The organism is Bacteroides propionicigenes, assembly GCF_018390535.1.
Taxonomy (GTDB): Bacteria; Bacteroidota; Bacteroidia; order Bacteroidales; family Bacteroidaceae; genus Bacteroides; species Bacteroides propionicigenes.
The window spans coordinates 71,502-97,701 of the sequence record NZ_JAHBBW010000009.1 but is presented as its reverse complement, the minus strand read 5'-3'; the positions used below and the strand labels follow the sequence as shown (position 1 = coordinate 97,701).

General features: G+C 42.2%; 22 protein-coding genes and 2 pseudogenes. 19 read left to right on the top strand and 5 right to left on the bottom strand.

The genetic code is table 11. The annotated features are described in order from the left end of the window. Positions 1-30: 30 nt before the first annotated feature. Positions 31-2,046: pseudogene (mobC, locus tag KG118_RS11935) on the top strand (conjugal transfer protein MobC). Between the two features lie 140 nt (positions 2,047-2,186). Here mobC and KG118_RS11930 read toward each other — a convergent pair. After that, positions 2,187-2,960: a hypothetical protein gene (locus tag KG118_RS11930; RefSeq protein WP_213388487.1), complete on the bottom strand. Its 774-nt coding sequence runs from the start codon at positions 2,958-2,960 to the stop codon at positions 2,187-2,189. 260 nt (positions 2,961-3,220) lie between these two features. Between KG118_RS11930 and KG118_RS11925 the strand changes: the two genes are divergently transcribed. From KG118_RS11925 to KG118_RS11905, 5 genes and pseudogenes are all read left to right on the top strand, one after another. After that, the gene (locus KG118_RS11925; protein ID WP_213388485.1) at positions 3,221-4,510 is read left to right on the top strand and encodes a DUF3945 domain-containing protein; all 1,290 of its coding nucleotides are present in this window, start codon (positions 3,221-3,223) and stop codon (positions 4,508-4,510) included. A 110-nt stretch (positions 4,511-4,620) separates the two neighbouring features. Further along, positions 4,621-5,061: pseudogene (locus KG118_RS11920) on the top strand (DUF1896 domain-containing protein). Beyond that, positions 5,051-5,230, top strand: coding sequence for a hypothetical protein (locus tag KG118_RS11915; RefSeq protein WP_007482326.1), 180 nt, complete (start codon positions 5,051-5,053; stop codon positions 5,228-5,230). Before KG118_RS11920 ends, KG118_RS11915 begins: the two are co-directional and overlap by 11 nt. A gap of 153 nt (positions 5,231-5,383) precedes the next feature. Next, the gene (locus KG118_RS11910) at positions 5,384-9,343 is read left to right on the top strand and encodes an N-6 DNA methylase (protein WP_213388530.1); all 3,960 of its coding nucleotides are present in this window, start codon (positions 5,384-5,386) and stop codon (positions 9,341-9,343) included. Between the two features lie 54 nt (positions 9,344-9,397). Beyond that, positions 9,398-10,441: a hypothetical protein gene (locus KG118_RS11905; RefSeq protein WP_449500896.1), complete on the top strand. Its 1,044-nt coding sequence runs from the start codon at positions 9,398-9,400 to the stop codon at positions 10,439-10,441. 172 nt (positions 10,442-10,613) lie between these two features. Here the strand turns inward: KG118_RS11905 and KG118_RS11900 are convergent, their stop codons facing one another. From KG118_RS11900 to KG118_RS11885, 4 genes are all read right to left on the bottom strand, one after another. Then, entirely contained in the window at positions 10,614-12,710 is a 2,097-nt protein-coding gene (locus KG118_RS11900; protein WP_213388483.1) for a hypothetical protein, read from the bottom strand. A 176-nt stretch (positions 12,711-12,886) separates the two neighbouring features. Next, a complete protein-coding gene (locus KG118_RS11895) occupies positions 12,887-13,216 on the bottom strand; it encodes a hypothetical protein (protein ID WP_213388481.1) in 330 nt (109 codons plus the stop codon). Continuing rightward, positions 13,213-13,518 carry a MerR family transcriptional regulator gene (locus tag KG118_RS11890; protein ID WP_213388479.1) on the bottom strand — a complete coding sequence of 102 codons (306 nt, stop codon included), beginning with the start codon at positions 13,516-13,518 and terminating at the stop codon, positions 13,213-13,215. Before KG118_RS11890 ends, KG118_RS11895 begins: the two co-directional genes overlap by 4 nt. Positions 13,519-13,744: 226 nt before the next feature. Further along, positions 13,745-14,968 carry a site-specific integrase gene (locus KG118_RS11885; protein WP_213388477.1) on the bottom strand — a complete coding sequence of 408 codons (1,224 nt, stop codon included), beginning with the start codon at positions 14,966-14,968 and terminating at the stop codon, positions 13,745-13,747. Positions 14,969-15,540: 572 nt separating this feature from the next. Between KG118_RS11885 and KG118_RS11880 the strand changes: the two genes are divergently transcribed. From KG118_RS11880 to KG118_RS11820, 13 genes are all read left to right on the top strand, one after another. Then, on the top strand, positions 15,541-16,155 hold the full coding sequence (locus tag KG118_RS11880) for a TetR/AcrR family transcriptional regulator (protein WP_007845701.1): 615 nt from the start codon (positions 15,541-15,543) through the stop codon (positions 16,153-16,155). A 95-nt stretch (positions 16,156-16,250) separates the two neighbouring features. Further along, positions 16,251-17,357 carry a tyrosine-type recombinase/integrase gene (locus KG118_RS11875; RefSeq protein ID WP_165859473.1) on the top strand — a complete coding sequence of 369 codons (1,107 nt, stop codon included), beginning with the start codon at positions 16,251-16,253 and terminating at the stop codon, positions 17,355-17,357. 512 nt (positions 17,358-17,869) lie between these two features. After that, positions 17,870-18,625 (top strand): PoNe immunity protein domain-containing protein, encoded by a 756-nt coding sequence (locus KG118_RS11870; protein WP_213388475.1) that lies wholly within the window; start codon positions 17,870-17,872, stop codon positions 18,623-18,625. 8 nt (positions 18,626-18,633) lie between these two features. Next, positions 18,634-19,155, top strand: a complete 522-nt coding sequence (locus tag KG118_RS11865) for a DUF7691 family protein (protein WP_213388474.1) — start codon at positions 18,634-18,636, stop codon at positions 19,153-19,155. A 98-nt stretch (positions 19,156-19,253) separates the two neighbouring features. Further along, positions 19,254-20,021, top strand: coding sequence for a hypothetical protein (locus KG118_RS11860; RefSeq protein ID WP_118226443.1), 768 nt, complete (start codon positions 19,254-19,256; stop codon positions 20,019-20,021). Positions 20,022-20,079: 58 nt separating this feature from the next. After that, on the top strand, positions 20,080-21,051 hold the full coding sequence (locus KG118_RS11855) for a hypothetical protein (protein ID WP_117610803.1): 972 nt from the start codon (positions 20,080-20,082) through the stop codon (positions 21,049-21,051). 70 nt (positions 21,052-21,121) lie between these two features. Beyond that, complete coding sequence (locus tag KG118_RS11850; protein ID WP_117610802.1) at positions 21,122-21,886, top strand: hypothetical protein; 765 nt, start codon at positions 21,122-21,124, stop codon at positions 21,884-21,886. An 83-nt stretch (positions 21,887-21,969) separates the two neighbouring features. Continuing rightward, positions 21,970-22,746: a PoNe immunity protein domain-containing protein gene (locus tag KG118_RS11845; protein ID WP_117610801.1), complete on the top strand. Its 777-nt coding sequence runs from the start codon at positions 21,970-21,972 to the stop codon at positions 22,744-22,746. A 51-nt stretch (positions 22,747-22,797) separates the two neighbouring features. Next, positions 22,798-23,547, top strand: a complete 750-nt coding sequence (locus KG118_RS11840; protein WP_117610800.1) for a hypothetical protein — start codon at positions 22,798-22,800, stop codon at positions 23,545-23,547. Between the two features lie 56 nt (positions 23,548-23,603). Continuing rightward, on the top strand, positions 23,604-23,801 hold the full coding sequence (locus KG118_RS11835) for a hypothetical protein (protein ID WP_117610799.1): 198 nt from the start codon (positions 23,604-23,606) through the stop codon (positions 23,799-23,801). 10 nt (positions 23,802-23,811) lie between these two features. Next, a complete protein-coding gene (locus tag KG118_RS11830) occupies positions 23,812-24,363 on the top strand; it encodes a hypothetical protein (protein ID WP_117610798.1) in 552 nt (183 codons plus the stop codon). Positions 24,364-24,393: 30 nt separating this feature from the next. Beyond that, positions 24,394-25,236 carry a helix-turn-helix domain-containing protein gene (locus KG118_RS11825; RefSeq protein WP_117610797.1) on the top strand — a complete coding sequence of 281 codons (843 nt, stop codon included), beginning with the start codon at positions 24,394-24,396 and terminating at the stop codon, positions 25,234-25,236. A 31-nt stretch (positions 25,237-25,267) separates the two neighbouring features. Then, positions 25,268-26,170 carry an RteC domain-containing protein gene (locus KG118_RS11820; RefSeq protein ID WP_117610796.1) on the top strand — a complete coding sequence of 301 codons (903 nt, stop codon included), beginning with the start codon at positions 25,268-25,270 and terminating at the stop codon, positions 26,168-26,170. The last annotated feature ends 30 nt before the right edge of the window (positions 26,171-26,200 follow it).

Below are 26,200 nucleotides of genomic sequence, written 5' to 3'. Positions count from 1 at the left end.
AACAGAAGTCTAATTTTAAAATTTACGATTATGCAGAATGAAGATGATTTAAGGGGTCTTGCCAAGGTCACGGACTTTATGCGGGCCATCAGTTTTTTGTTTATGGCGATACACGTCTATTGGTTTTGTTACGGCTGGCTAAACGAGATGGGCTGAACACTCGGTATAGTGGACCGGATACTATCCAACTTCCAGCGTACGACCGGACTGTTCTCGTCCCTGCTTTACACCAAGCTGTTCTGTGTCCTCTTCCTCGGTCTGTCCTGCATGGGCAACAAGGGGGTGAAGAAGCATGAAATCACATGAAGGAAAATCGGTATTGTGGCAGTTGCGGGTGCCATACTGTTTTTCTTCAACTGGTGGCTGCTCTCCCTCAATGCCTCATCCGGGGTATGTGCCGTGCTTTATACCGTAACATTAACCGGAGGTTTCTTTTGTCTGCTGGCTTCCGGACTATGGGTAAGCCGGTTACTGAAAAGCAATCTGTTGGAGGACGTGTTCAATACGGAGAACGAGTCGTTCATGCAGGAGACCCGCCTGATGGAAAACGAATATTCCATCAATCTGCCGACCAAATTCTGGTACAGAAAAAAGGAATGGAAAGGCTGGATAAATGTGGTGAATCCCTTCAGGGCAAGCATGATTTTAGGCACGCCGGGGAGCGGTAAGTCGTATGCGGTGGTCAACAATTACATAAAGCAGGCAATCGAGAAGTCTTACGCACTTTATATATACGATTTTAAGTTTGATGACCTGTCGATTATTGCTTACAACCACCTGATTAAATACAGACACCGTTATAAGATACCACCCAAGTTTTATGTAATCAACTTCGATGATCCGAGAAAGAGTCACCGTTGTAATCCGTTGGCTCCGGAACTGATGACGGATATTTCGGATGCTTATGAGTCCAGCTATACTATCATGTTGAACCTGAATAAAAGTTGGGTGCAAAAGCAGGGGGACTTCTTTGTGGAATCTCCGATTGTTTTGTTTACGGCGATAATCTGGTTTTTGAAGTTGTATGAAAACGGCAAATACTGTACGTTCCCACATGCCATTGAATTGCTTAATAAAAGGTATGAGGATGTATTTACAATCTTGACAAGCTATCCTGAGCTTGAGAATTATCTGAGTCCTTTTATTGACGCGTGGAAAGGCGGTGCCAGCGAACAGTTGATGGGCCAGATTGCATCAGCCAAAATTCCACTGTCCAGACTGATAAGCCCGCAGCTCTATTGGGTGATGTCCGGTAGTGACTTCACGTTGGATATTAATAATCCGAAGGAGCCTAAAGTTCTGTGTGTCGGCAACAATCCCGATAGAATTTCCATTTATGGTGCTGCTTTAGGTCTGTATAACTCCCGTATCGTGAAGCTGATAAACAAGAAGAAGCAACTCAAAAGTTGTGTAATCATTGACGAGCTACCCACGATTTTCTTTAAAGGTCTAGATAATCTGATAGCCACGGCACGAAGCAACAAGGTAGCGGTTGTGTTGGGTTTTCAGGACTTCAGCCAGTTGAAACGTGACTATGGTGACAAGGAAGCCGCTGTAATCATGTCAACTGTCGGTAATGTTTTCAGCGGTCAAGTGGTGGGTGAAACGGCCAAAACACTATCAGAAAGGTTTGGAAAAATCCTGCAAAAGCGGGAGTCTGTTAGCATCAATCGCAGTGACACTTCCACTTCCATCAGCACGCAACTGGACAGTCTGATACCTGCCAGCAAAATCAGTACACTCTCACAAGGTATGTTTGTCGGCGCTGTAACGGACAATTTCGGAGAGACGATAGACCAGAAGATTTTCCATGCACAGATAGTGGTGGATAATGATGCGGTACAGAAAGAGACTGCCGCTTACCAACCCATTCCTGAAATCAGCAGTTTTCTGGACGAGAACGGTAATGATACAATGGAGCAACGGATACAAGTCAACTATCGACAAATTAAGCAGGATATTGTGGAACTTGTGGACAATGAACTGATACGCATTGAGAATGACCCTGCACTTAAACATCTGTTAGGTGGCAATGAAGAGGAGTAGATTTCATCCTAAAACAATACTATAAATCTCTTCCTTGCGTTATATTATCGCAACGTGTCATTTTTCAATTTAAAAGTAATATGGACGTTTAATTTTACCCGCCCATATTATACTTTTTCTAATTGGGTACTTCATTATTATTATGAAAATATGATACCATATCTTTTTCTCAAAAAATCGTTGTCTATAAAATCCAAATCATATTCAAAAGCAAAATATTTGAAAGATAGGTAAATAGAATTGTAGCAATACTGGAATGTCTCATCTATTTTATTCATATTTTCAGGAGCGTCTTGTTGCTCCATTTTAAAAGAGAAAGTTGAGTAATGAACAAATTCAGAAAACTCTTTCCATAAATAATATGCCCTGTCTCGATAAATTTTTATCTTACGAGAATGGGTTATTCGTCCAACTAATATATTGAAAGTCATAAAAGACTTAAACTTAAACCTTGAAATATTTTCAAAATATTTTTTGTTCTTGTCTTTGGTCGCAAATTGTTTTTTAACATCTTCCACTTCTTCACGTTTTAAATAAAATGGATATTTACCGTCAAAATTCTCATAATTAGAATCTGTTAAGTTTTGTAAGGAGACAAAACTATGTTTATATGCTTCTGCATTTATTCTTATAATATCTTCTTCTTTATTATTCGAAAGTTCCAGATATAACAGGTGTATAAAGTCATCCAATAAACTCCTAAGAATAATATATGGAGTTGATATATATTTACTTTGTCTATTCTCTAATATTATAGATAAATCTAACAATAAAAGAGCTTGTCTTTGTAAAATGCCTAAATAGTAATCTTGTATATCTGTCTCCCCTTGACATTTACCTTGTAATTGTTTAAGATTGCTATTAGCTAAGTCTGCAATCATTTGGGCTAAGCGAGATAAGTCGTTCGTATCCATAATAATATATTATTAGAAAAATATTCAGTCACAAATATACTATAAAGCCTACAATTTCCTAACTTCAGTTTTATTAGTTTTCTTAAGAGATAATTTCTGAATCTTATTTCTATTATTCGCCAATTTACGCCAAACACAGCCAATCATTCCCCATACCTTCAATATTATAACATGTTATTAACTAATGTTCTACATTCGCACCGACGGGCTAAAGTTTACCCGGTAATAATCATTATTGTATCATTTTAATTTTAGAATTTATGGCAAAGAAAAAGCAAGAACAAGAGCAGCAAGGTCAGGAAGAGCATGTAATGGCAGTCCTTGACAAAAGAACGAACAAGACCGCAGTCGTTTCCAAAATGAACGAGCAGGACGGCAGTCTCGAAATCGTACCACCCGACAAGAAGAACAACAACAGCTTTCTGAAGCTGGACCGCACATCACCGTTGGAACTGTTCTTCACGAATTTCAAGAACCAGTACAATAATCCCACAAGTTTCAGTTTCTTCCTTATCCCTTTCGCTGTATTGGAAAAGACCCTGAACGCCGTCATCCAGATCCGAAAGGGGGAAGACCCCGGACCGGAAGGCAAAAAACTGGTAGAGAACAGTGAACTGAACGATGAAGGGCGTATCGCCAAACTCGCCAGACGCTACAAGTTCGACGAGCACCAGCTTCCCTGGAAGGAACTCAGTGCGCTGGGAGTGGACAAGCAACTGTTGTTTGAAAACCATTGCATGGGTGAAATGCTCAAGGGCAGAATCACTTCCACCGCCTTCCCCATCAGCAAGGAAGTCAACGGCGTCAAGCAGGACATGGGTGAGGCCTGTTTCCTCTGTGTCAAGGGTGAGGACGGCAAGGTACAGCTAAAAACACTGAGCAGGCTTGACAAGCCGCAATATGACCTGCCCGCCTATAAAGGCGTATTCACGGACGAGGAAAAGCAGAAACTCCAGGATACCGGAACACTGGGAGGAATAAAGGAGATGAAGGATACCTACACAGGAAAAGTATGCAACTGTTACGTGGCTTTCCATGAACCGAGCAACCGTATCATCACGATGCCCGTGGATGCCATCAAGATACCGGACTACATCTACGGGAAAAGACTGGACGACAAGCAGAAGCAGGTCCTCGCATCAGGCGGGCAACTTTCCATCAATGACATACAGCGCAAGAACGACACGCTTCTTTCCGGCGTGGCCTTTGTCGATCCGAGAATCATGGACATCGCATTCAAGCAGGCCGGAGAACAGCTGAAAGTGAACGACACCATCATGGGAGCCAGAATCACCCCCGAACAGAAAAAGATGCTGGAAAACCATGAAATGGTATATATCGAGAATATGCGCTACAAGGGCAGGACATTCTCCGATGACGTACGCTTCAGCAACAAGAGCAACAACCTTCTCATAGGAAAGAACGCGAGGGAGTACAAGCCGAATCTTGAAAACCGGAAACAGGACCAGAAAAAGGAAAGCAAGCAGACGGCACGTCACGCCGCATCCTTCACGCCCAAACCCAAGAAAAACAGCTTTTCCGTGGCATAGTCTTACGGAAACGGCCACACTTCACATATATACCCGATTACCACACCGATGGCCGTCGGGTATATGTTTAATGAATACATGGAATCATCCAACGTAAAAACAAACCGATTATGCAACATAACAATACACCAGAGGGAGAACTGTCATACTTTGAAACGGCTCTCCTTCTTCATTTACGAGAAAGCCATCCCCACATGGCCGGGAATCCGGATTTTATCAGGTCAAGAGCCGATGAGGCAGCCAATGTCTATGAACATTCCATACGTGACGGTCTGACCGTCACGCAGGCATTGGAACAGTCGGACGCCGTGCTATACCGGGACTTGCAGTTTTCCAAGTTCGACACCCTTTTTGAAGTGGTGTCGGAATGATTCCCGGAAGTGCCCCCTGAAAAGCGGAAAGGTCTCTGCCTGGGACTACTGCCGTCCGCAGAAGCCGTATTCAACAAATATCCCATAGATGACAAGTTTGAGGCTTCCCCTTCTTACCGTATCCTCACCATCGAACTGACAGGTTTCATCCAATCAAATATAGAACAATATGGCATATAACAAGCGACAACATCTGGCGGACAACATGGCCGCACTTGAATACCTGTTCATGCGCCCGGAGTTTTGTCTCACCGAAGAAGGACGCAAAGTATTGAATGGTTATACCGGTTTCGGGGGACTGAAATGTATCCTCAATCCGGCAGAAAAAGACACGGACATCGGAAAATGAACGGCTGACAGGGAACTGTTCCCTCAGGTGAGGCTGCTGCATGAACTGCTTCGGGAGTATTCCACAGACGAGAAGCAGTACAAGGAGTATATACAAAGCCTTAAAAATTCCGTACTTACCGCATTCTATACCCCCGAAGCGGTGGCAGACATCATACAGAGGACGTTGCAGACGTCGGGTGTCGTCCCCGGACGTTTTCTTGATCCTTCCGCAGGTATCGGAGTTTTCATCAGCCCTCTGAAGGACGTGCCTGAAATAACCTGCTTTGAGAAGGACAAGCTCACCGGAAGGATTCTCTCCGCGCTCTATCCGGACAGCAAGGTCATTATAGACGGCTTCCAGACCATACAACCTTATTATAACGGTTATTTCGATGTGGTATCCTCCAATATTCCGTTCGGAGATACCAGAGTATATGACCGTGACTTTGACCGCAGTGGCGATCCGGTACGCAAAGGGGCACTCAACGCCGTACACAACTATTTCTTTTTGAAAGGCATGGATACGCTGCGGGAAGGTGGCATAATGGCCTTCATCACGACTTCGGGAGTCATGGACTCGCCCGGCAACCGTCCCATACGGGAATGGCTGGTGAACCACGCCGGACTGGTTTCGGCTGTCCGCCTGCCCGGCAACCTTTTCACCGATGCCGGAACCAAAGTGAGCAGTGACCTGATCGTATTGCAGAAGAATAGCCGGAAAAACGGACTGACCGAAGCGGAACGGAACTTCATCGAGACCCGCACACTGCCCGGAGACATCACCATCAACAACTGCTACAAGGAGCCGGACCACATTATCCATACCGCTGTCAAGACCGGTAAGAACATGTACGGGCAGCCCGCCATGAACTTCATCCATGACGGCAGCGTGGAGACCATTTCCGAAGAACTCGGTGGGTTGCTCTTGCGGGACATCGAGAACCGTCTGAACCGGGAACTCTACACGGAGAACCTGTCCCGGCAGTCCGTTCCGTCCACAGCCATCCAACCGACAATCACCATAACGGAAGAGGACGAACGGCCACAAAAAAGCGAGCAGGTGGAACAGCTCCCTTCCGCCAGACCGTATGAACCCATGCTCAACCTTTTCGACATTTATGCCGAAGAAGAAGAGACGGAAGTACCGGAAAACAGAATGCCGGAAAGAAAAGTTGTGACGGCATCCCGTAAGAAGAAGGACAACACGCCCGAAATGTTCAATCTCTTCTCGCAGGAGAACGCTTATGACGAAGCGGTCCCGGAAGAGGATCTTTCCCTGGCGCAGGCCGAGGCGGAAGCGGCATGGCAGGAACGCAGGAGGAAGATGGAGGAGGAACGCAAAAAAGAAATGGAACCAAGAGCGTTTGACGGGGAATTGAAGCCGGAATACAAGAACGGCTCCATTGTAAAATCAGGCGAACAATACGGCCACCTTCGGGGCATGAACACTCCCGAAGTACAGTTCCACCCGCTCAGACTGACAGTAACCCAGCAATACCGGGCCTCTTATTATATCCCCCTTCGTGAGGCATACCATGAGCTTTACAGGACTGAAGCCGAGACGGAAACCGAACAGCCCGGCCTGCGTGAGGAACTCAACAGGCGGTATGACCGTTTCAGACGCATGTTCCGGGAACTCAACCACAAGGACAACGCCAAGTTCCTGCTGATGGATGCGGGAGGCAGGGAAATGCTCTCACTGGAAAGAAGTATCCGGGGCAAGATACAGAAAGCGGACATATTCACCGTGCCCGTATCATTCAATGCCAACGAGGCCAAACATGCGGACACCGCCCAGGAAGCGCTCGCGGCCTCACTGAACAAGTTCGGGGAGGTGAATCTGGAGTATATGGAGAGCCTGAGCGACATCGGCAGGCGGGAACTGCTTGAACAGCTTGAAAGCCGTATCTTCTACAACCCCATGATGAAAAGATACGAGATAAGGGACCGTTTCATTGCGGGGAACGTCATCGCCAAAGCGGAATGGATAGAGAAGCATCTCAAGGAATACCCCGATGACAAGGAAAGCGGGAGGTCGCTGGAAGCGCTGAAGGACGCCGCACCGGAACCCATCGGCTTCGAGCTGCTTGATTTCAACCTGGGTGAACGGTGGATACCCACATCCGTATATGAAGAGTTTGCGGAATACCTTTTCGGGGTAAAGACCCGCATCAGCTATACGGAAAGCATCGACGAGTTCGGCATAACCCTTGAAGGAAGCAATGCGAACATCACCGACAAATACTTCGTGAAAGGAGAAAAAAGGGGATATTACGGGAATGACCTGCTGAAACATGCCCTGCACAACACCGTGCCCGACATCACAAAAACCGTACAGAACAAGGACGGAAAAGACATAAAGGTGCGCGATGCCGACGCCATCCAGCTTGCCGACGCCAAGATCAACGAGATACGCAAGGAGTTCGTGAACTGGCTGAACGAGCAGCTCCCGCAATTCAAGCAGAACCTTGCCGGCATGTACAACCGCAAGTTCAACTGTTATGTACGGCCGGACTACGACGGCTCCTGCCAGAACTTTCCTTTCCTTGATTTGAAAGGTCTTGACATCCCCGGCTTGTACGACAGCCAGAAAAATGCGGTATGGATGCTGAAACTCAACGGCGGGGGGATAATCGACCACGAGGTGGGCACCGGCAAGACGCTCATCATGTGTGTGGCCGCCTTCGAGATGAAGCGTCTCGGACTGGCGGACAAGCCCATGATTATAGGGTTGAAGAGCAACGTGCACGACATCGCCGACACATTCAAAAGGGCATATCCGAACGCGAAGGTACTGTATCCGGGAAAGGAGGATTTCACCCCCGAAAAACGTGTCGGGATATTCCATGACATCAAAAATAACAACTGGGACTGCATCATACTCACGCACGACCAGTTCGGAAAAATCCCCCAGTCACCGGAGATACAGCAGGAGATATACAATAAGGAGATAGAAAGCATAGAGGAGAACCTTACCGTATTCGAGCAACAGGGAAACGAGGTCAGTGGCTGGATTATACGCGGACTGGAAAAGAGGAAGGAGAATCTTCAGGCGAAACTTGAAAAACTGGAGGATACCATCAAGGGGCGGACGGATGACGTGGTTGATTTCAAACAGATGGGTATCGACCACCTGTTCGTGGACGAATCGCATAATTTCAAGAACCTGATGTTCAACACCCGCCATGCAAGGGTTTCGGGACTTGGAAACCCGGAAGGAAGCATAAAGGCGATGAACCTGCTTTTTGCCATCCGTACCATTCAGGAACGCTCCGGCAGGGACCTGGGGGCCACCTTCCTGTCGGGTACGACCATCTCCAACAGTCTGACCGAGCTTTACCTGCTTTTCAAATACCTTCGTCCCAGAGAAATGGAAAGGCAGGGAATCACCTGCTTTGACGGTTGGGCCGCCGTATATGCCAAGAAAAGCACGGATTTTGAGTTCTCCGTGACCAACCAGATCGTGCAGAAGGAACGGTTCAGGTACTTTATCAAAGTGCCCGAACTTGCCAACTTCTACGCGGAGATAACCGACTACAAGACTGCGGAGGACGTGGGTGTGGACAGGCCGAAGCTCAATCAGCAGCTGTACCATATACCGCCCACACCCGACCAGGAGATGTTCATAGAGAAGCTGATAAAGTTTGCGGAGAGCGGGGACGCCACCCATATAGACCGCCTTCCGCTGTCCGATGCAGAGGAGAAGGCGAAAATGCTGATAGCCACCAACTACTCGAACAAGATGTCGCTTGACATGCGCCTCATCGACATGAAATACGGGGACAATCCGGGAAACAAGGCATCCCACTGCGCGGCCAGAATTGCGGAATACTACTACAAGTATCTCGACCAGAAGGGCACGCAATTCGTGTTTTCCGATCTGAGCACGTACAAGCCGGACGAATGGAACATTTACAGCGAAATCAGGCGCAAGCTGGTGGAAGACCACGACATTCCGGAAAAGCAGATCCGTTTCATTCAGGAAGTGAACAGCGACAACGCGCGTAAGGAACTGTTTGACGACATGAACTCCGGACGCATCCGTTTCCTTTTCGGCTCCACCCAGAAACTGGGAACGGGAGTCAACGCCCAACAGAGGGCCGTGGCCATCCATCACCTGGACATACCCTGAAGGCCTTCCGACCTGGAACAACGTAACGGAAGAGCGGTTAGAAAAGGGAATATAGTGGCCAAGGAACATGCCGGCAATACGGTGGACTGCTATATCTATGCGGTGGAAAAATCATTGGACAGTTACAAGTTCAACCTGCTTCATAACAAGCAGGTGTTCATCAACCAGTTAAAAAGCCATAATCTCGCTACACGGACCATTGATGAGGGAGCGATGGATGAAAACGGCGGGGTGAGCTTCAGTGAGTACGTGGCCATTCTTTCAGACAACAACGACCTGCTGGAAAAGGCCAAGCTGGAAAAGAAACTGGCGGTCCTTGAGAGCGAAAGACTGGCATACCACAGGAACAAGGGGAACGCCAAAGGGAAGCTGCACGAGAAGGTTTCAGAAATTGAAAAGAACGAAACTTTCATAGAGCGTTTCACGCGGGATTGGGAATACCTGAACCGGGTTGCCCCTACGGATACGGCCACCGGATTGAGGCCCAATCCGCTCAAACTGGACGGGGTGGAGTCCGGTAATATCGAGATTCTGGCCGACAGGTTGTCCGCAATCAACCGGAATGCCCGGACTGAGGATGACTATATGAAAATAGGAACGCTGTTCGACTTCCGTATTCTGGTACGTTCCGAAAAGGTCTGGGACGGAAGCACGGAATCCTTGCAGAACAAGTTCATGGTCGAGGGACTGGACGGCATCAAATACACCTATAATAACGGGTATATCGCCAAAGACCCGAAGCTGGCCGTAATGAACTTCATCAATGCGTTGGAGCGTATTCCCGGCATGATAGAGAAACGGAAAAAGGACAATGCGGAGTTGGAGAAAGACCTGCCGGTCCTGCGTGAGATAGTCTCCACGCTCTGGCCCAAAGAGGGGGAGATAAAGGAACTGACAGAGGAACTCGCCACGTTGAACCGGAGGATACAACTCACATTGAAACAGCCCGAACAGAACGGGAACGATGATATGGCCGGGCAGGAAAAGGTCAGACCGGTCAGCGGCAGCGATATTGCACCCGACCAGTCACAACAGGCAAGGCATGTACCGTCCATGAACATTATAATGCCGGCAAAGGAAACCCGAAAAATATCGTAATGTTTCCCACGGCACATTACGGCAAACCCCGGAAGCTGCGCAAGCTCCACTTCCGCAGTTTGCCGCAAAGAGCCGTTTTCAGGAAAGGACAAAGGCACGGACGGCACCCGGATAAATCCGACCTGCCGTCCGTGCCCTTGTCTTATATGCTATAATACAACTATCAATCTTTTTATTCTACTTCTAATGGAAGCCCCAATTTATCAAATAATATCTGATTACGCTTTCTTGCATCATTTTTTACCTTTTCAAACGACATCACCTCTATATACCCATTATATCTTCTTGATTTAAATGTATAATAACCTTGTCCATCAGGAGTTTTATAGAAATCTCTCCTTTCTAAAATCTTTACCAATGTTGGGGTTAAATCACTTATTATATAAATATAGAAAGGAGTATCTTTTGTTATAATAATAGTTCTACCTTTACGATTAGTAATTTTGCCTCCTAATAAGTCCTCCACATAACGTTCGACTTGGTCAATAGGATTTTTTGCTTCATCATTATCTATATAATTATTTCTTTCTGGCTTTTTAAATTCGATTATGGTGATTGCATTATAAGGGGCTTCCTTTTCTGTCGCAAAAGCAAAAGCATTAGAGAATATCAACATATCTGGTCTGTCATCAGGATTTTCTGAAACTTCTATATTTTCCATGGCATTGAAAGTTTTATCAGATGCTAGATATGTATGATATGACAATTTTTCGTCAATCATCCACAAATTCTGTTTGTTATATGGGATAACATCGGAGGTAGTCCGAATAGGAAAAAAAAGACTATGAACAAGATCTTCATTGGCATATTTATCATCGTCTCCTTCTTTACTAATTAGGAAATCTAATAAATCTATAACTGATTTTCTATGGATTATATACCTGGCTAATTCTGATTGACCAATATCATTGAGTTCTGTTAGATATCCTTCGTATAGTTTATGATACTCATCCAGATTTGTAATGTCTTTTTTCTTTTCAATCAGTTCAATTCCTTGTTTTTTAACTTCTGTTTTCCATTCTGATTCTATCTTATATAACTCTATATCTAAGCTTTGTTTAGACAAACCAGCTTGCAATTTCTTAATATTTTCAGCTTTTCTATTTAATACAGCTCTATATTGAGGTAGTTCAGCCTCTATCACTGTACGATATGTTTCTACTTTCAAAGTTCTGACCTCATTTATATAATCTGAAATCAGGTTTTCAATCGTCTTTATTGCATGGCGTCGTATTTTCGATAAAGAAATTTCTGCAGAATCAAAGGTTTCATCATTATCTTCATCTTCTGCTTCATTTATTGGAAAGTCGAAGTTCGTTCTTTCATTATTTACAGAGTTATCTAATAAATCACTAACAATAAAGGCAGCATAATAAAAAGGCTCAGTGCCATTATCCAATATCGGTTTTTTGCCTAATTCAATAATTTTTTTTCCTAACCACTCTTCTATTACACTTCTATTGTGGGCACAGAAATGTAATCTATGGCTTTTTGAAGAGTTTGATTCTGACAAATAAACTTTAAAAACATCATCTCCTATTACAAATTCATCGCCTTGAACTTTGTTTCTAAATGAACCGGCATATCTATTGTTTAGATCTACCTGATCGTTATTTTGATTTCGAATAACGATATGTGGCATTTGATTAGTTATAAAATATAACTGAAAATGGGTAATAATAGCATCTGCTATTTCAATTATTTTTTTTGTAGTATTTCTCTGGAAGTCCAATGCAAAGTCATGCAAAATACATATTGTTTGATATCTGTGAATAGCCGCATCGGTTTCCTGGTAATTTTCAAACCCTTGTTTTGTGTTTTTAAGAGATAATCCTCTCTGTTTGAATATCCCATTTTCAGAGAAGGTACTGACAATTTCCAACCACTTAAATGCTTTCAGACAAACAAAACGTCCCACCCCCTTTCCACCAATTTCTAATTTGTGATCAGAATCAGCCTCTGTAAAGGAAATTAAATTATCGTCATTAAGTCCAATTCCATTATCTTCCACAATAATGTCTTTTATAGGATAATCGTCATTATCAGGAATAGAAGCTAAAGTCTCAGGCTGTCCATTTCTTATTAAAGTAATTAGAATCTTTCCACTTTCATCGTTATCCAGCAAATGTGCCTTTCTACGTTCAAAAATAGAGTGTATAGAATTACTTATCAATTCAAACAAAGGCATCAATCCTTGTTTTCGGGATAAATTTGTGTTCCTAATTTTATTAGCGATATTACTTTTAGCTATTATTTTTTCATTATTCATGGCATGATCTATTGAGCTATAGTTTATTTATTGCAAATCTACAAAAACTTTTTTAGGATATTACAATCCGTAAGTAAGAATACACATAACCTTTTTTTAGTTTATAACAAAGAATAGGCTATAAAATAGGCTGACATTCAGCATAATGCTTAGTTATCAGCCATGTAATCTTACTTCTATATATCGTCCTCAAATGAAAGTTCCTCTACCTGCCTGTTTATTCTCCTGCTGTCAATCGAATCCTTCAGGTTGATTATATCCACGATTGAGTAATGCCTTGTGCCGTTTTCCTCTTCTGCAAAACGAAGACGCCCGTTCAGACGCTGTTTCTCTATTTCGGCCGGTTCAAGTCCTATCAGTTCACATACCTCATCCGGCAGCATGGACAATTCGACACTGTTGTCCTCGCAGATATGTTGCAGCACGGCCAGCATGTTGAGGGACTTCTTGTAACTTCTCACGAGCGCAGCGAATGAACTGCTTTCAATCTTGATCATCTTTCTCATAACCTTTTATTTTTAGAGTGTTCTTCCTTTTCCAGTAACATGGCACGCAGCACGTCCGAACGGCGGTAGTAAATCTTTCCCTTGTCGCGGTGAAAGGGCAGCGTACCGTCATTGCGACGTCTCAAAAGTGTCCTGTCGGACATCTTGGTCAGCAGGCGGACTCCTTTTGAATCCAGAATCTCGCTGTCCGGCAGGTTTTCAATATTAGGTGAAAGCAGCTGTTCAATCCTGCTCACTTTGGCAAGGATGGTACTTAACATATGGGTAACTCCGGCACCCGGTACGACTTTTCTGTTATTCATATTGACCTTGTTTTTATCGTTTATGGTGCAATATTACAGAGTTATTATGAGGCTATTGGTTACTCAACCGTTGAGCAACCGACAAAAAAGGACAGAAACCGACAAAGAGGTACAAAAATAGCCGGAGGGTAATTCCGGCTATTTCACAATTTAAGAATATGTTTAAAAAGAATCTTTTGATAAGAAGAAACAGAAAAATCTAATACAAACTTACTCAATAATCACATTACAGAGATAATTGAAAATCCATTCTGACCTGTGACATTTCACGTATCACCGTACGGTCTAACACACGTGCATAATGACGGGTCATCTGAACATTGGTATGCCCCAACATTTTAGCAACACTCTCTATGGAAACACCATTTGCCAAAGCAAACGTTGCGAAAGTATGACGGGCCACATGAGTCGTCAATGTTTTCTTAATGCCACAAATATCAGCTAATTCCTTGAGATACGCATTCATCTTTTGATTACAAAGAACAGGAAAAAGCACATCGCGACTTTTACAATATTCATTAGTGGAATACTTTCCCAGAATCTTCAAAGGCACTTCCATCAATGGAATATTACACATAATTTTGGTTTTCTGTCTCCCCTTGCGTATCCATTTGGCACCGTTCGAATCCTCTACTATGTGTTCCTTTTTCAAATCATGAATATCCGAGAAAGCCAAACCTGTGAAGCAACAGAACACAAAAACATCACGCACCTGACCCAACCGTGGAATATCAATCTCCTTTAAAATCAGTTTTTGAATCTCCGAATCTTCCAAAAAATCCGGTTCTACTTTATCCAGTGAGAATTTTATTTCAGAAAATGGATCATTCTTCATCCATCCCTTAGCCAAAGCTATACGGATTATCTTCTTGAAGTTCTTTAGATATTTAGTAGCAGTATTGTGACAACACTTTTTCTCTGTCTTCAGCCAAAACTCATAATCCTCAATAAACTGACGGGAAACATCTCCCAAAAGAATGTCTTTTTTATGATATGTTTCCCAAACAAAATCCTGAGTATGTTTCAAAGATGTTTCATAACGCTGTACAGTTGCAGGTGCCATGTCCGTACCGGACAATTGAGCACATTTATCATTATGTTCCCGAAAGACCTCAAACAAAGTACGCTGTACGGGAGCATCCTTACCCAAGAAACGTTCCAAGACACTATTGGCAGAAACGGATACACCCTCTATCTCCAATTCACGCTGAATCTTCATTATCCGTAAGCGGATTGAGTCAAGATACAAATTCAGTTCCTTGTACTCCCGTTTCTTTTCCAAAACCTTTCCTTTTGATGCACTCCAGAACTCCGGAAGAATTGTTTTCTTCACTGAAGCATCAACCCGGACTCCATTCACTGTAATTCTCATCATTATCGGAGCCTCACCGTTCCGATTCAATTTCGTCCTACGAATGTAGAACAATAGACAAAATGTTGTTCTTTCCATCTTACTTGTTTTTTTAATCACAAAACTAAATTTCCAAGAGCAACAAGTCAAGATGCAAAATACTGATAAACAATGAATTATTTACCAAATAGGTGTACCTGACATTGAAGGTAATAAGGTACACCGAATAGTACACCGAAAGAATGCTTTAATATGCTTATTTTTGCTATGTACCAAAAATAAAAAATCCCCGTAAATTGTTAGTTTACAGGGATTTTCTTTTATTTGCATTCTGTTTTTGCGGAGAGACAGGGTTTTGAACCTACAACTCTAACCGCTTATATTTCAGCTACTTCGCTTTCAAAATTTCAAATAGGTAACGAAACAGTAACGATTTTCAGATGTTGGGCTTGTCCAACTTTGACCGCTGTTTGTCTGCCTAACTTTCGGGTTCAAAGATACGGCTTTCTTTTGAAACTCGCAAATATCTGATAATAAATATTTTTGGGTTAGTGCAAGGTGCAAGCTATATATATAAATATATACTTGCACCTTGCACTAAAAAAAAGCACTGGGGTACAAATGCTTAAAACAAAATCCGTATCTTCGTAACCGATTAAAAACAAACGTGTATGATAATAACTAACCGTGAAGAAGTAATAGATAAAGCGTTCGGCGTATTTGTCAGGATGAACTACGAGAAAGCAAGCATCATCACGCTTGCCAAAGCCTGCGGGGTGACAAAAACGGGTATCGTTTATTATTTTCCGCACAAGTTGGATTTATTCATGGCTGTGGCGGACAAATACGTGTTGCAAATGCACGAACCGGAAAACAAGTTTGCCGCTCCTGCCGATACGTTGGCAGAGTTCATCGGGCAATACGTGGCTGGAGTAGCCGCTTCCATGAAAAGGATTGTTGAACTGATTGGCGATAATAGCAGCCCGCATGATTGTAGTCCTAACTTCTACTACTTTCACTTTCTGTCACAAGTGCGCATGTACTATCCGGGTATCAGGCAGAAAATTGAGAAAATCTACCGACAAGACTATGACCTATGGGAGAAAGTCATACAGAAAGCAAAAGAAAGCGGGGAAATCAGGAGTGACACGGACGTGAAGAAAACGGCTATCATGTTCCGGCAAATGTTTTTAGGACTGTCATACGAACAAGCATTTCTGAACGGTCTGAACGTGGACGAACTGGCAGAAAATTTTCGCCATATCTATTCGCTGCTTAAAGCCTGATACTCTTTTGTTTTTTTAACCTCTATTATTTTTGAACAGATGTTCAAAAAGTGATATTTTTATCTTATCTTTGGAGCGAAGCAAAATTCAGCGACATGGATAAGGTTCAGAAACAGAGAGGAAGCATCGTTCTGTACAAGGAAGAAAGAAACGGTGCGGACTACATACGAATAGAGTATGTAAACAGTCAGGCTGTCGCCCTGCTGCTCGCCCAAGATACGGACATAGAAATGGCTGGCAACGGCTCTGCATACATAGCGTCAGCCGCTTTCAGCCTGCCGGATTTCTACGACCGCTATTCACCCCACGCCTATATTGATTACAGCCGGGTTTACGTGCGGCATCCCAAACCTAAAAGGGAATACACACTGCCGAAAGGCTACCTCGAACTGCTGGAACAGAAGCGTTACAGCCCCTCGACCGTCAAAACATACCGTGCCTATTTCAGCGACTTCATGGAATATCACAAGGGACGGAACATCGACCGCCTGAAAGTGCCGGACATCAACAAGTACATACTCTATCTTGTGAACGAGAAGAAAATCTCGGTGTCGCAACAGAATATGCGCATCAATGCTATCAAGTTCTATTATGAGCAGGTGAAAGGCGGCAAGCGGCAATACTACGGCGGTATCACCCGTGCCAAAGAGTACAAGAGCCTGCCCGAAGTGTTGAGCAAGAATGAAATTAAGCGCATCCTTGCACAAATTTCCAACATCAAGCATCACTGCATGATTTCGTTGGTTTACTCTGCCGGACTTAGAAGAGGCGAATTGCTTAACCTGACCCCGCAGGACATCAACAGTGAAACAATGTCGGTTCGCATTATGGGCAAGGGGAAGAAATGCCGTTATTCGCTCCTTTCGCCCAAGTTGCTGGAAGAGCTACGGCACTACTTTCGGGAATATCGCCCACAAAAATGGCTGTTTGAGGGCGAAACACCCGGAGAGCAATATTCGGCAAGTGCATTGGTGAAAGTGCTGAAAGAAGCCGCACATCGTGCAGGCATCAAACACCGTGTACACGTACACATGCTGCGCCACTCCTTTGCCACACACTTGCTGGAACAGGGAACAGACCTGCACACGATACAGGAATTGCTGGGACACAACGACATCAAGACCACAACCATTTATCTTCATGTGTCAAGTACCCATAAAGCAAAAATCCCTAATCCCCTTGATACACTGGATAATTCGTGAGGTGCAGTTATAGAAGTGTAGGAACGACACCATAAGGTGCGGTTATAAATAACATTAATGGTAATTAAGTATGATAGATTATTTATTTTTCAAATTTTATAGGCTATGGAAATACAGTTCTTATTCCGAAATAGCGGTTTATGCAGCTTTGTTAATTCTCGCTGTATTTCTGAATTGTAATATTCACACAATATGGGGAGTATTGGAACAATATAAAATATTGCCTTATCCAACGCGAACAATGTATAATGTGTCTTTAGGGCTGATATTCATTCTTTTATGTATTCGTTTCTGCTGGAAAAGAAGGTATAAAGCTGTCATAGAGAAGTTTAATGAAAAGCCTAATAAGAATAATCTATTGATACTTATATTATACATTTTCCTTTCGTTGTTTCTCTTTGTTTTAGAGGCTTTTTATAGTAAAGGGAAAATATAAATATACCATTAACAACGCAGGATAACGGCAAGCCGTTCCCTGCTGAACCATTAACATCAAAAATAGTGTACCATATATGGAAACAAGAGATAAACTTTTTACAGAAAAGCAATATTTAGATCAACTGACTAAATATTCACGGAGAAGTAGACAACTGGAAAATAGTATTGATGAACTTCTTAAAGCGGAAAAAGAACATGTTCAGTTATATTCGGTGCCGAACAGAGAAGTTCTTCATAATAAATACGATACACTTTTTGGATGTAAACTAAATTCTTTTGTGACAAAATATTCAATGGGAGAAGATGTGGTAAAACTAAGAAGTGATTATGATGATTTAGTAAAAATATTAAAAGATAATTGGACTATTACAGGTGGATATGTACAGATGTTATGGATGTTATCTATAGGGATAATGTTAGATACAGATGAACGTAATATGAGGATATTGTCAAACATGATTGATAATGAAAATGTGAGTGATGCCTTGTATGACTTTTTAATAAAATACAGATTAACCGATTGGGAAAGATGTTCCGACACAGTATTGTTTCCAGTTCCTTATCAAAGTACATTGTCTATAATTTCCAACAACAATCAAAGTAAAGAATTGACCCTTCAGAGATTAGAGAAGTATCTTAAAAAGGAATGGTATCGAGGTCATTCTGATTGCGCTTGGCATAACGATCATAAATATGGTATCATACATAACGGCTATTGGAGTTTTGACAGCGGTGCATTGGTCAAGGTCTTGGGACTGGATGACAGCAGCCTGAAATGGTTGCCCTATTATCCATACGATATGGTACATTGGAACGACAACATAAAATAAAGATAAGTATGAGTTACTCTGTTTGTGTATATTTGACAGAAGCCGATAAGGTAAAGTCTGTTTATGGAGCTTGTGATAATCTGCTGCTTAACCAATTAAAGGCAGCACTGAAGCCGGGACTTGACAGTTTGAACGATTATTTCTGCGATAGTTTGAACACGGATATGGATGCTTATGCTGTATTGGCTGATATTGTGAACGGAGAAATCCGTTATCCCGAAATCGCTTTCATGTACGGGTATGTGTATGAAAAGATTTGCAACCATTATGGAACGCAAATCTATTGTGCGGAAAACCTTTGGCAACTGGATAGCCAAAGTACATTCATCCCTATTCCATTGAGTGAAGATTTTCCTTATATCATTAGCATACCTGTTTCTGAATTGGAGAGTAAGAGGACGGAATACAATTCGCTGGAAGAGGGTAATGGTATCGGCGATTACAATTACGAGGAGGAAATGGACGACTTGAATTTCATTTTCGATGAAGCCATTGAAGCACAAAAGGACCTTGTGATTATGGTGTATTGATATGGTACACTGGAATGGGAATAAAATATGATGTTAACGAAGCAGGATAACGGACAAGCCGTTCCCTGCTAAACCATTAATGGTAATTCTGACAAAGTATGAATATAGACGATATTAAAAATATAGACGACTTTCAAGTTTACTGTTGTACGAATAACGAACAACGGTATATCTATTCTGATAATGTAAAGAATGCAATACCGATTGCGGATTGTATGGATTTATTTATCGTTTCAGGCACACATAGTATAGATAATATCAGTCTATGCACTAAATTGCGATTTTTGTCTATCAATAACTATAAGATAGGTAAAAAAGAACTTAGCACTTTGTTGGATTATAAAGAAAATCTTTCCATGATTACACATTTACATTTGTGGAACACGAAGTTGAATGATTTGTCTTTATTGCAACTGTTCCCAAATCTGACACACTTGATGATTGCATATATCAGAAAAGAAGATTTTTCGTTTGACGGTATTGGTTATACCCCCAATCTACATACACTTTGCATATTGAGTGCAAACAAGATAGCCAATATGGATTTTATACCCAATGATTTGAAGAAACAAATTAAAAATCTATCGATGGTATATACTTCAAGATTACACAGCTTAAATGGTATTGACGGCTTTATGAACTTGGAAAAGCTATACTTGTCTGCATCAACCACAGAGAGTAAGAAAACAGTAAACTTGACTACTTTGTCCGGATTAGAAACTTTGAGAAAGCTAAAAGATATTGAGCTTAAATATTATAAGTTTGATTTAGAAGATGCCAAGAAAAGACTTTCTTTAAATCCCACTTTAAGGCTATTCAAAGTGAATAATATAAATATACCATTAACGAAGCGTGATAACGCCTAACGGCGTTCCCCGCTTAGCCATTAATAATAATTGAGTTCGTAAAAAAGATTCACATAAAATGGAAAGAATAAAAACAATAGCATTTAGAGGTGGCAACGATTTAATTGCCAATTTGCAGCTATGTATTGACCGGATTAGTTATACTATTCCTGATGTCATGAATCGTATATCAGGTCAATATAATGTTAGATGTGTGTTTGAAAAGGTTGAAAACCAATTAACCTTTAGTGATTCCATTTTAGGCGAACTAATAAATCAAACTTATTTGGGGAAAGTCTATATCAATGACAAGTCAGATATACGATTGCTTTCTCCGAATAGTGGTTTGTCTGAACATAAAATAGATTTTAGCTTACAAGGAGAATTTAATATAGGTGTTAAGATTTTTAAGGACAAGCCTGTTCACACCTTGCCCGCTATTGATGTTCTTCCAATACCTGTTGAAATTATCACTATTTACTTCTATTTTTCAGAAATGAAACTAAATGAAAATTTGGTTTACTCTATATCTGACAAATACTTTGATTCTTATGATTATCTCGGCTTCATTCTTGTGGACTTAGCAAAAATGGAAGAAATAATAACTCGAAAATATGGCAATCGGAAGTTGGACTTAATAGACGAATTTTCCAATACAGAGCTAATCGATGAACTGTTCAGCCAAGAAATAATCATGATAACTTGGGGTATTCATCCCTATTCTTATCCGATTTACAGTTCTGAAAATGTTGATTCTATCCGTCCTTTATTGGGGCGAGAGTATAAGCAAGAGGGTCGCTTTTACATCAAGGAAGACATAAGAGAGTTGAGTTTAATTCCGGGCTACGAATTAAGGAAGTGGCCGGAATTTACACAAAAAGAATGGACTAAAATATCATTGAATGGCAAAGGAAAAATAGCACACTTAACTCCTTATATCCTTGAAGATTCTGAATTTGAAACAGTATTAGTTTCATTTCTAATTCATAGAAGCGAGGGGTGCTTAAAAGAAAGTATTCCTCTGCTAAATGTGAATCTTTTATACGAATAACATTGTAATTATTATTAACGAGCCAAGATAGCTGCTGAACGCAGCTCCTTGTCAAGCCATTAGTTGCAATATGAAAAGAGTAATTATACTTTATGTTTTATTCTTGCTTTCACCTTATACTTTTGCACAAAACTATAAGGAAACTATTCAAACAGAGATTGATGCAATAAACAAAATGCCTTTGAGAATTGCATACCTTGTTCCTTTAGATAGTTTAGGAAAAGTAATAGAGGATGAATATATGGAATTTGATCAAATCCATTCATACAAAATCTTAGATGATGGTCAAATTAAGAATACCAATATATTGTTCACTATGTATTTCGATAGCGATAACAAAATCAGGAAAGTATTCAAGCGATGGGCTGACGGGGGTGCATTGCATAGTATCGCATATTATGATTCTAATGGGCGATTGATATATGGGGTATATAATAGAGGAGATGAAACTCACGGAAAGCTGTATGCTGACGCTCCGGGTTTTCATATAGAGCATTTTCCTGAAGAGAATGAATGTAATGACTGTTTTGAAGCATATCTATTCTTATCTACGAAATGCATGGAAGCTCAGTATAATATAATATTACAGAGCCCTCCAAATGCTAAAAGGACGATTTTTACGCCACAAGTTGGAAATAGTGCCATACTATGCAGTTCTTACATTTATTCTTTGCCTAATGGAGAAAAAACCACCAAAGGCGAAGATGGTATAGCAGTCAATTTTGGAATGCCTGTTGTTATAAGTAATTTAACAAATGACTGGTGCAAAATAAATTCCATTTTTAATGCTCCTATAGGTTATATACCTATTCAAGACATTGAAATCATTAAGTAAATATAGTCAGCAACTAACAACGAAAGATAGCATCTGACGATGCTCCTTTCTAACCATTATAAAACTCTGAATATGAAATAATTATGGAAGCAAGAGATAAGTTTAGTACAAAAGAAAATTTTGCAACTCTTATTAGGTTGCAAACGGAATTTATTGATGATTGTAAAAAGGATATACAGGATTTGAAAGACAGTGAGGATAAAGGCATTCAACTATACAGCCTACCAAACAAAGAAGTTATTCAGAATAAACATGAAACAATTTTAATGTATAAATATGATAATCTACTTGCAACTTATTCTATGGGAGAGAGTATAGATAAGATATTGCCGCTATACAAAAAAATCGTTTCGTTGATGCCTATTGCATGGAATAAAGACAATGGGTATATCCTTATGGTAAATATGCTTTCTATCGGTATATTGTTAGGTGTAGAAGATGCTATATTCTGTCAATTAGCAATGGTTTCCCAAAAGGAGAAACTGAACGATTTCTTAATAAATTATTTTTTTCACTACACATGTAAAATAGATGTTTCAGTGAATAGCGTTAATTTTTTATTTCCTCGCCCTTATGCGGCGACAAAGGAAGTTATCTCGTTTGCAGATAAAGATAAGGCTTTAAGTGTAAATAGGTTAAAGAAATATCTTTCACAAGAATGGTATAGAGGTCATTCCGGTTGTGGTTGGCACAACATGCACAAGATAAATATATCTGTACACTCCGGCTATTGGAGCTTTGAAAGTGGTGCATTGGTCAAGGTTTTGAAGCTGGATGATAGCAGCTTGAAAGGATTACCCTACTATCCATACGACATGGTACACTGGAATGAAATTAAATATGATGTTAACGAAGCGTGATAACGCCTTACAGCGTTCCCCGCTGAACCATTATAAACAGTAATGCAAAATATGAAACAGAAAATATACCATATCATTATCTTTTTACTCTTTTGGTTTTGTGGAGTAGCCTATTCACAAAATCCCAAAGCGGATATTTTGCAGCAAGACCTTTCGGGCTTGTTTGACAATTTAAGCATGATTGGCATATTAGGAGAAGATTGTAGCCGAATTGATATTCATATTACCGAAGTTCGGAAAATGGATAGTAGAGAATATGAGATAAAGGGTATCAGTCGTACCCGATTATCCGTAATCTGTCCGTTTAAGGGAAAGGTTTGTATAGATAGCATTTCTTCCTGTTCCCAAATGATAAAAAGTGAATATACGGAATTGGACGGTTTCATATACGGGTATTACTCGTTTGCGGAATACGGAGATAAACGATATAGCGGTACATTCTCCGGTTCTTTCAAGCAGGGGTATCGGATGAGCGGACAGCAAATAGAGAAAGGACGGAATGAAATAGCAGAACTGAAATTGAACTTATCTGAATATCGGGGTAAGTGGAAATCCGCAAAGGGACTGACAAAAGTCTGTTCTTGGGCAGATGAGATTATACCCGATACTCCTGCAAATTTCTGCCTGTTTAATGATGCAGGCGAATGGATTGTATCACCGAAATATCGTAAGAATGGTTGGGAAAATCTATATAATGCCTATCACAATGAAAATCTGACAACGGATGAGATACAAAAGGCTCGTGAGGTGGAAGAACAGGAATGGTGGGTAAATAAAAGCCAATCATGCAAAGTAAATTGAGTTTATAACAAAGCGTGATAACGCTTACAGCGTTCCCCGCTATCCCATTAATCAATATGAGTAACCTTATCACAGTAAATAGATTTGGAAAAGTTCTGATATGGGTATGGAACAGATGTATAAAGAAAACTGCCATTCCTTATGAAGAACTTGATTTCCATTACCCCGATTGGGCTTTCATTATTACAGGTTGTATCTTTTTCGGGGGTGTGGTAGGTGTTACCCTGCTTTATTTTGCTTTTATAAAACAATAAACGATTTACAATGAAAGCCCGACTAAAATACCCGATATTCAGCTTTGCCCCCAAAGGCAACATGATATACGTGTTTCGCAAGGAAGAACTATACACAACGACCAATACCAAGTTGTTGAAGAAGCGGAAGAACTACATTGTTGTGGATGCAACCGGAACGAAGTATGTCGAAAAAGGGGCGCACAAAGTGAAGTGGCAAGGGATATTCGGATATTGTATCAGGATGCAGGGACGTGTGATTTCCATTGAATACGAGTACGGGGACAACCCCGAACCGTTCCCACTACGAAAACTGCAAGAACTGGTAGCGGAACGATACCCCAAGACACGGTGGTTCAAGGAAGAATGCTGGAACAGCGCAGACGAGTTCCGGCAAGCGATTTTCGACTGCAAGACCTTTGAGGAAATGGCGGACATACTGATGCCCGAACGAAAAACGAGCGTTTGGCAGCGCATTGAAGAATATTTCCTGCGGGCAGGTTTTCTTATGCTTGCCGCCATATTCCTTTATCACGTGGTTTGGTGGCTAATCCAAAAGGTCTGGATATGGGCTACCGGGTAACGTACAGGAAACAAATCAATTCATTCAAATATGGAACAACGGATTACATCATTATTGCTTCCCGCTCCCGAAGCGGAGTTGGAAGCGTCCTGCAAGGAACTGGACGAAAAGGTAACATGGCTGCTGCACAACAGCCGGAAAATGGACAACTACTTGGAATTTGAACCGTTCAGCAAGGACGGGCGGCTGTGCGCCCACGTGTGCGACACGCTCAAAAGCCTGCCGGAAACGCCGACACTGGCGGCATACAAGGACTACAAGGCAATCATTATCCTGCTGGGTATGTCCACCACACATTACGCCATACTTGACGAACTGGCGGAACAGCACCGCAAGCGGGACGAGATACCCGAACTGACCGCCTACTGCGATGCGCTCCACTGGATGCGACCGGGACGGCAGTACCTCTGCAACGTGTACAACACGGTATGCCACGCTTTCCACCTGCTGCGGAGAAACCCGGTAAGGGACAACCGCCTGCTGGTGACGGAAAAGGAACTGCGCCACGCCGAACGGATGCTGCCGGAACTGGGCAGGCAGACGTTCACCGAAATGGTGCGTCTGAAAGGCTACATGGTCTATGATGCCGAACAACTGGCGGAGAAATGCGGCATGGAATACGGCTCGTTCCGGCGAAAGGTAAAGAAAATGACCGGGTACACGGCTAAGGAATGGGTGGTAAAGGAACGGGCAAAGGACGTGGAACACTACCTGACGAACACCAACCTCACGCTTACCGAAGTGGCGTTCACCACCGGGTTCGCATCGACATCGAACCTGAACGACTTCTGCAAGGCATATCTTTTAGATACCCCCGGAGAAATACGCAGAAAAGCGCAGGAAACAAGAAAATGCACAGTTACAAGAACGTAATGTGAAAAATCAAGAATAAAACTGATTTTTTATGCCCGTAACTTTGTGCTTCATAAAAGATAAGCACAAGGTTATGGAACATAAGATACCGTTGGAAACATACTTCGCCGGACTGCTTCAAAAAGCGGAATGGCAGATACAGGAATACGAGGACACCGCAGCGGACACGCTGACGCTCTGCCGCCTGTGCGTGGACTACCTGCAAGAGATACTGGGCGAACTCAAAAACTTTATAATCTCCTACCCGTTCGCCAGCACGGAAGAGGAAATACGCTTCTTCAAGGAACTGAAACCGCTTTTAGCGAGCAAAATCATCTATTACAACACCGTTTACAAGATAGAGGTGCGCTTCCCCAGCGGCAGCGAGGAAGTGCAAAGGGACTACCTGCTGTCGGAAACCGACCGCATTTCAAGGTCGTTCCAGCGGAACTTGGCGTTCTACCAGTACCACCGCACGAAAGCCACCTACTTGGACAGGCAGTATTTCATGCGTGGGAAGCCTGACATACAAATCATCGTGGACAGTTTCTATTACGAAACAGACCCACAGTTCAGCACCAGTCATGATTTCAAGGTAGCCAAGATTTTAGCCAACGAACTGCTGGAAATATACCTCACCAACCGTCTGCACGAGCTGGAACGCCGGGAACAGCGCAAGCGGGTGAAGAACGGCTTCATGGGCAGGCTGTTGCGCTGGACGGGGACGAAAAGGGCGTTGGTGGAACTTATCTACGCACTGGACGCCTGCGGCTGTCTGAACAAGGGAACGGTTGATATTAAGGAGATTGTAGCCTATTTTGAATACGTGTTCGACATAGACCTCGGCGACTTCTACCACACCTACATGGAACTAAAAGCCAAGACCAAAGACCGAACGGGCTTCCTCTCCACGCTGAAAGACAGGTTGCTGATGCGCATGAGGGAGCAGGATTAGGCAACCGTGCTTTAACAAAATTTATTTCGC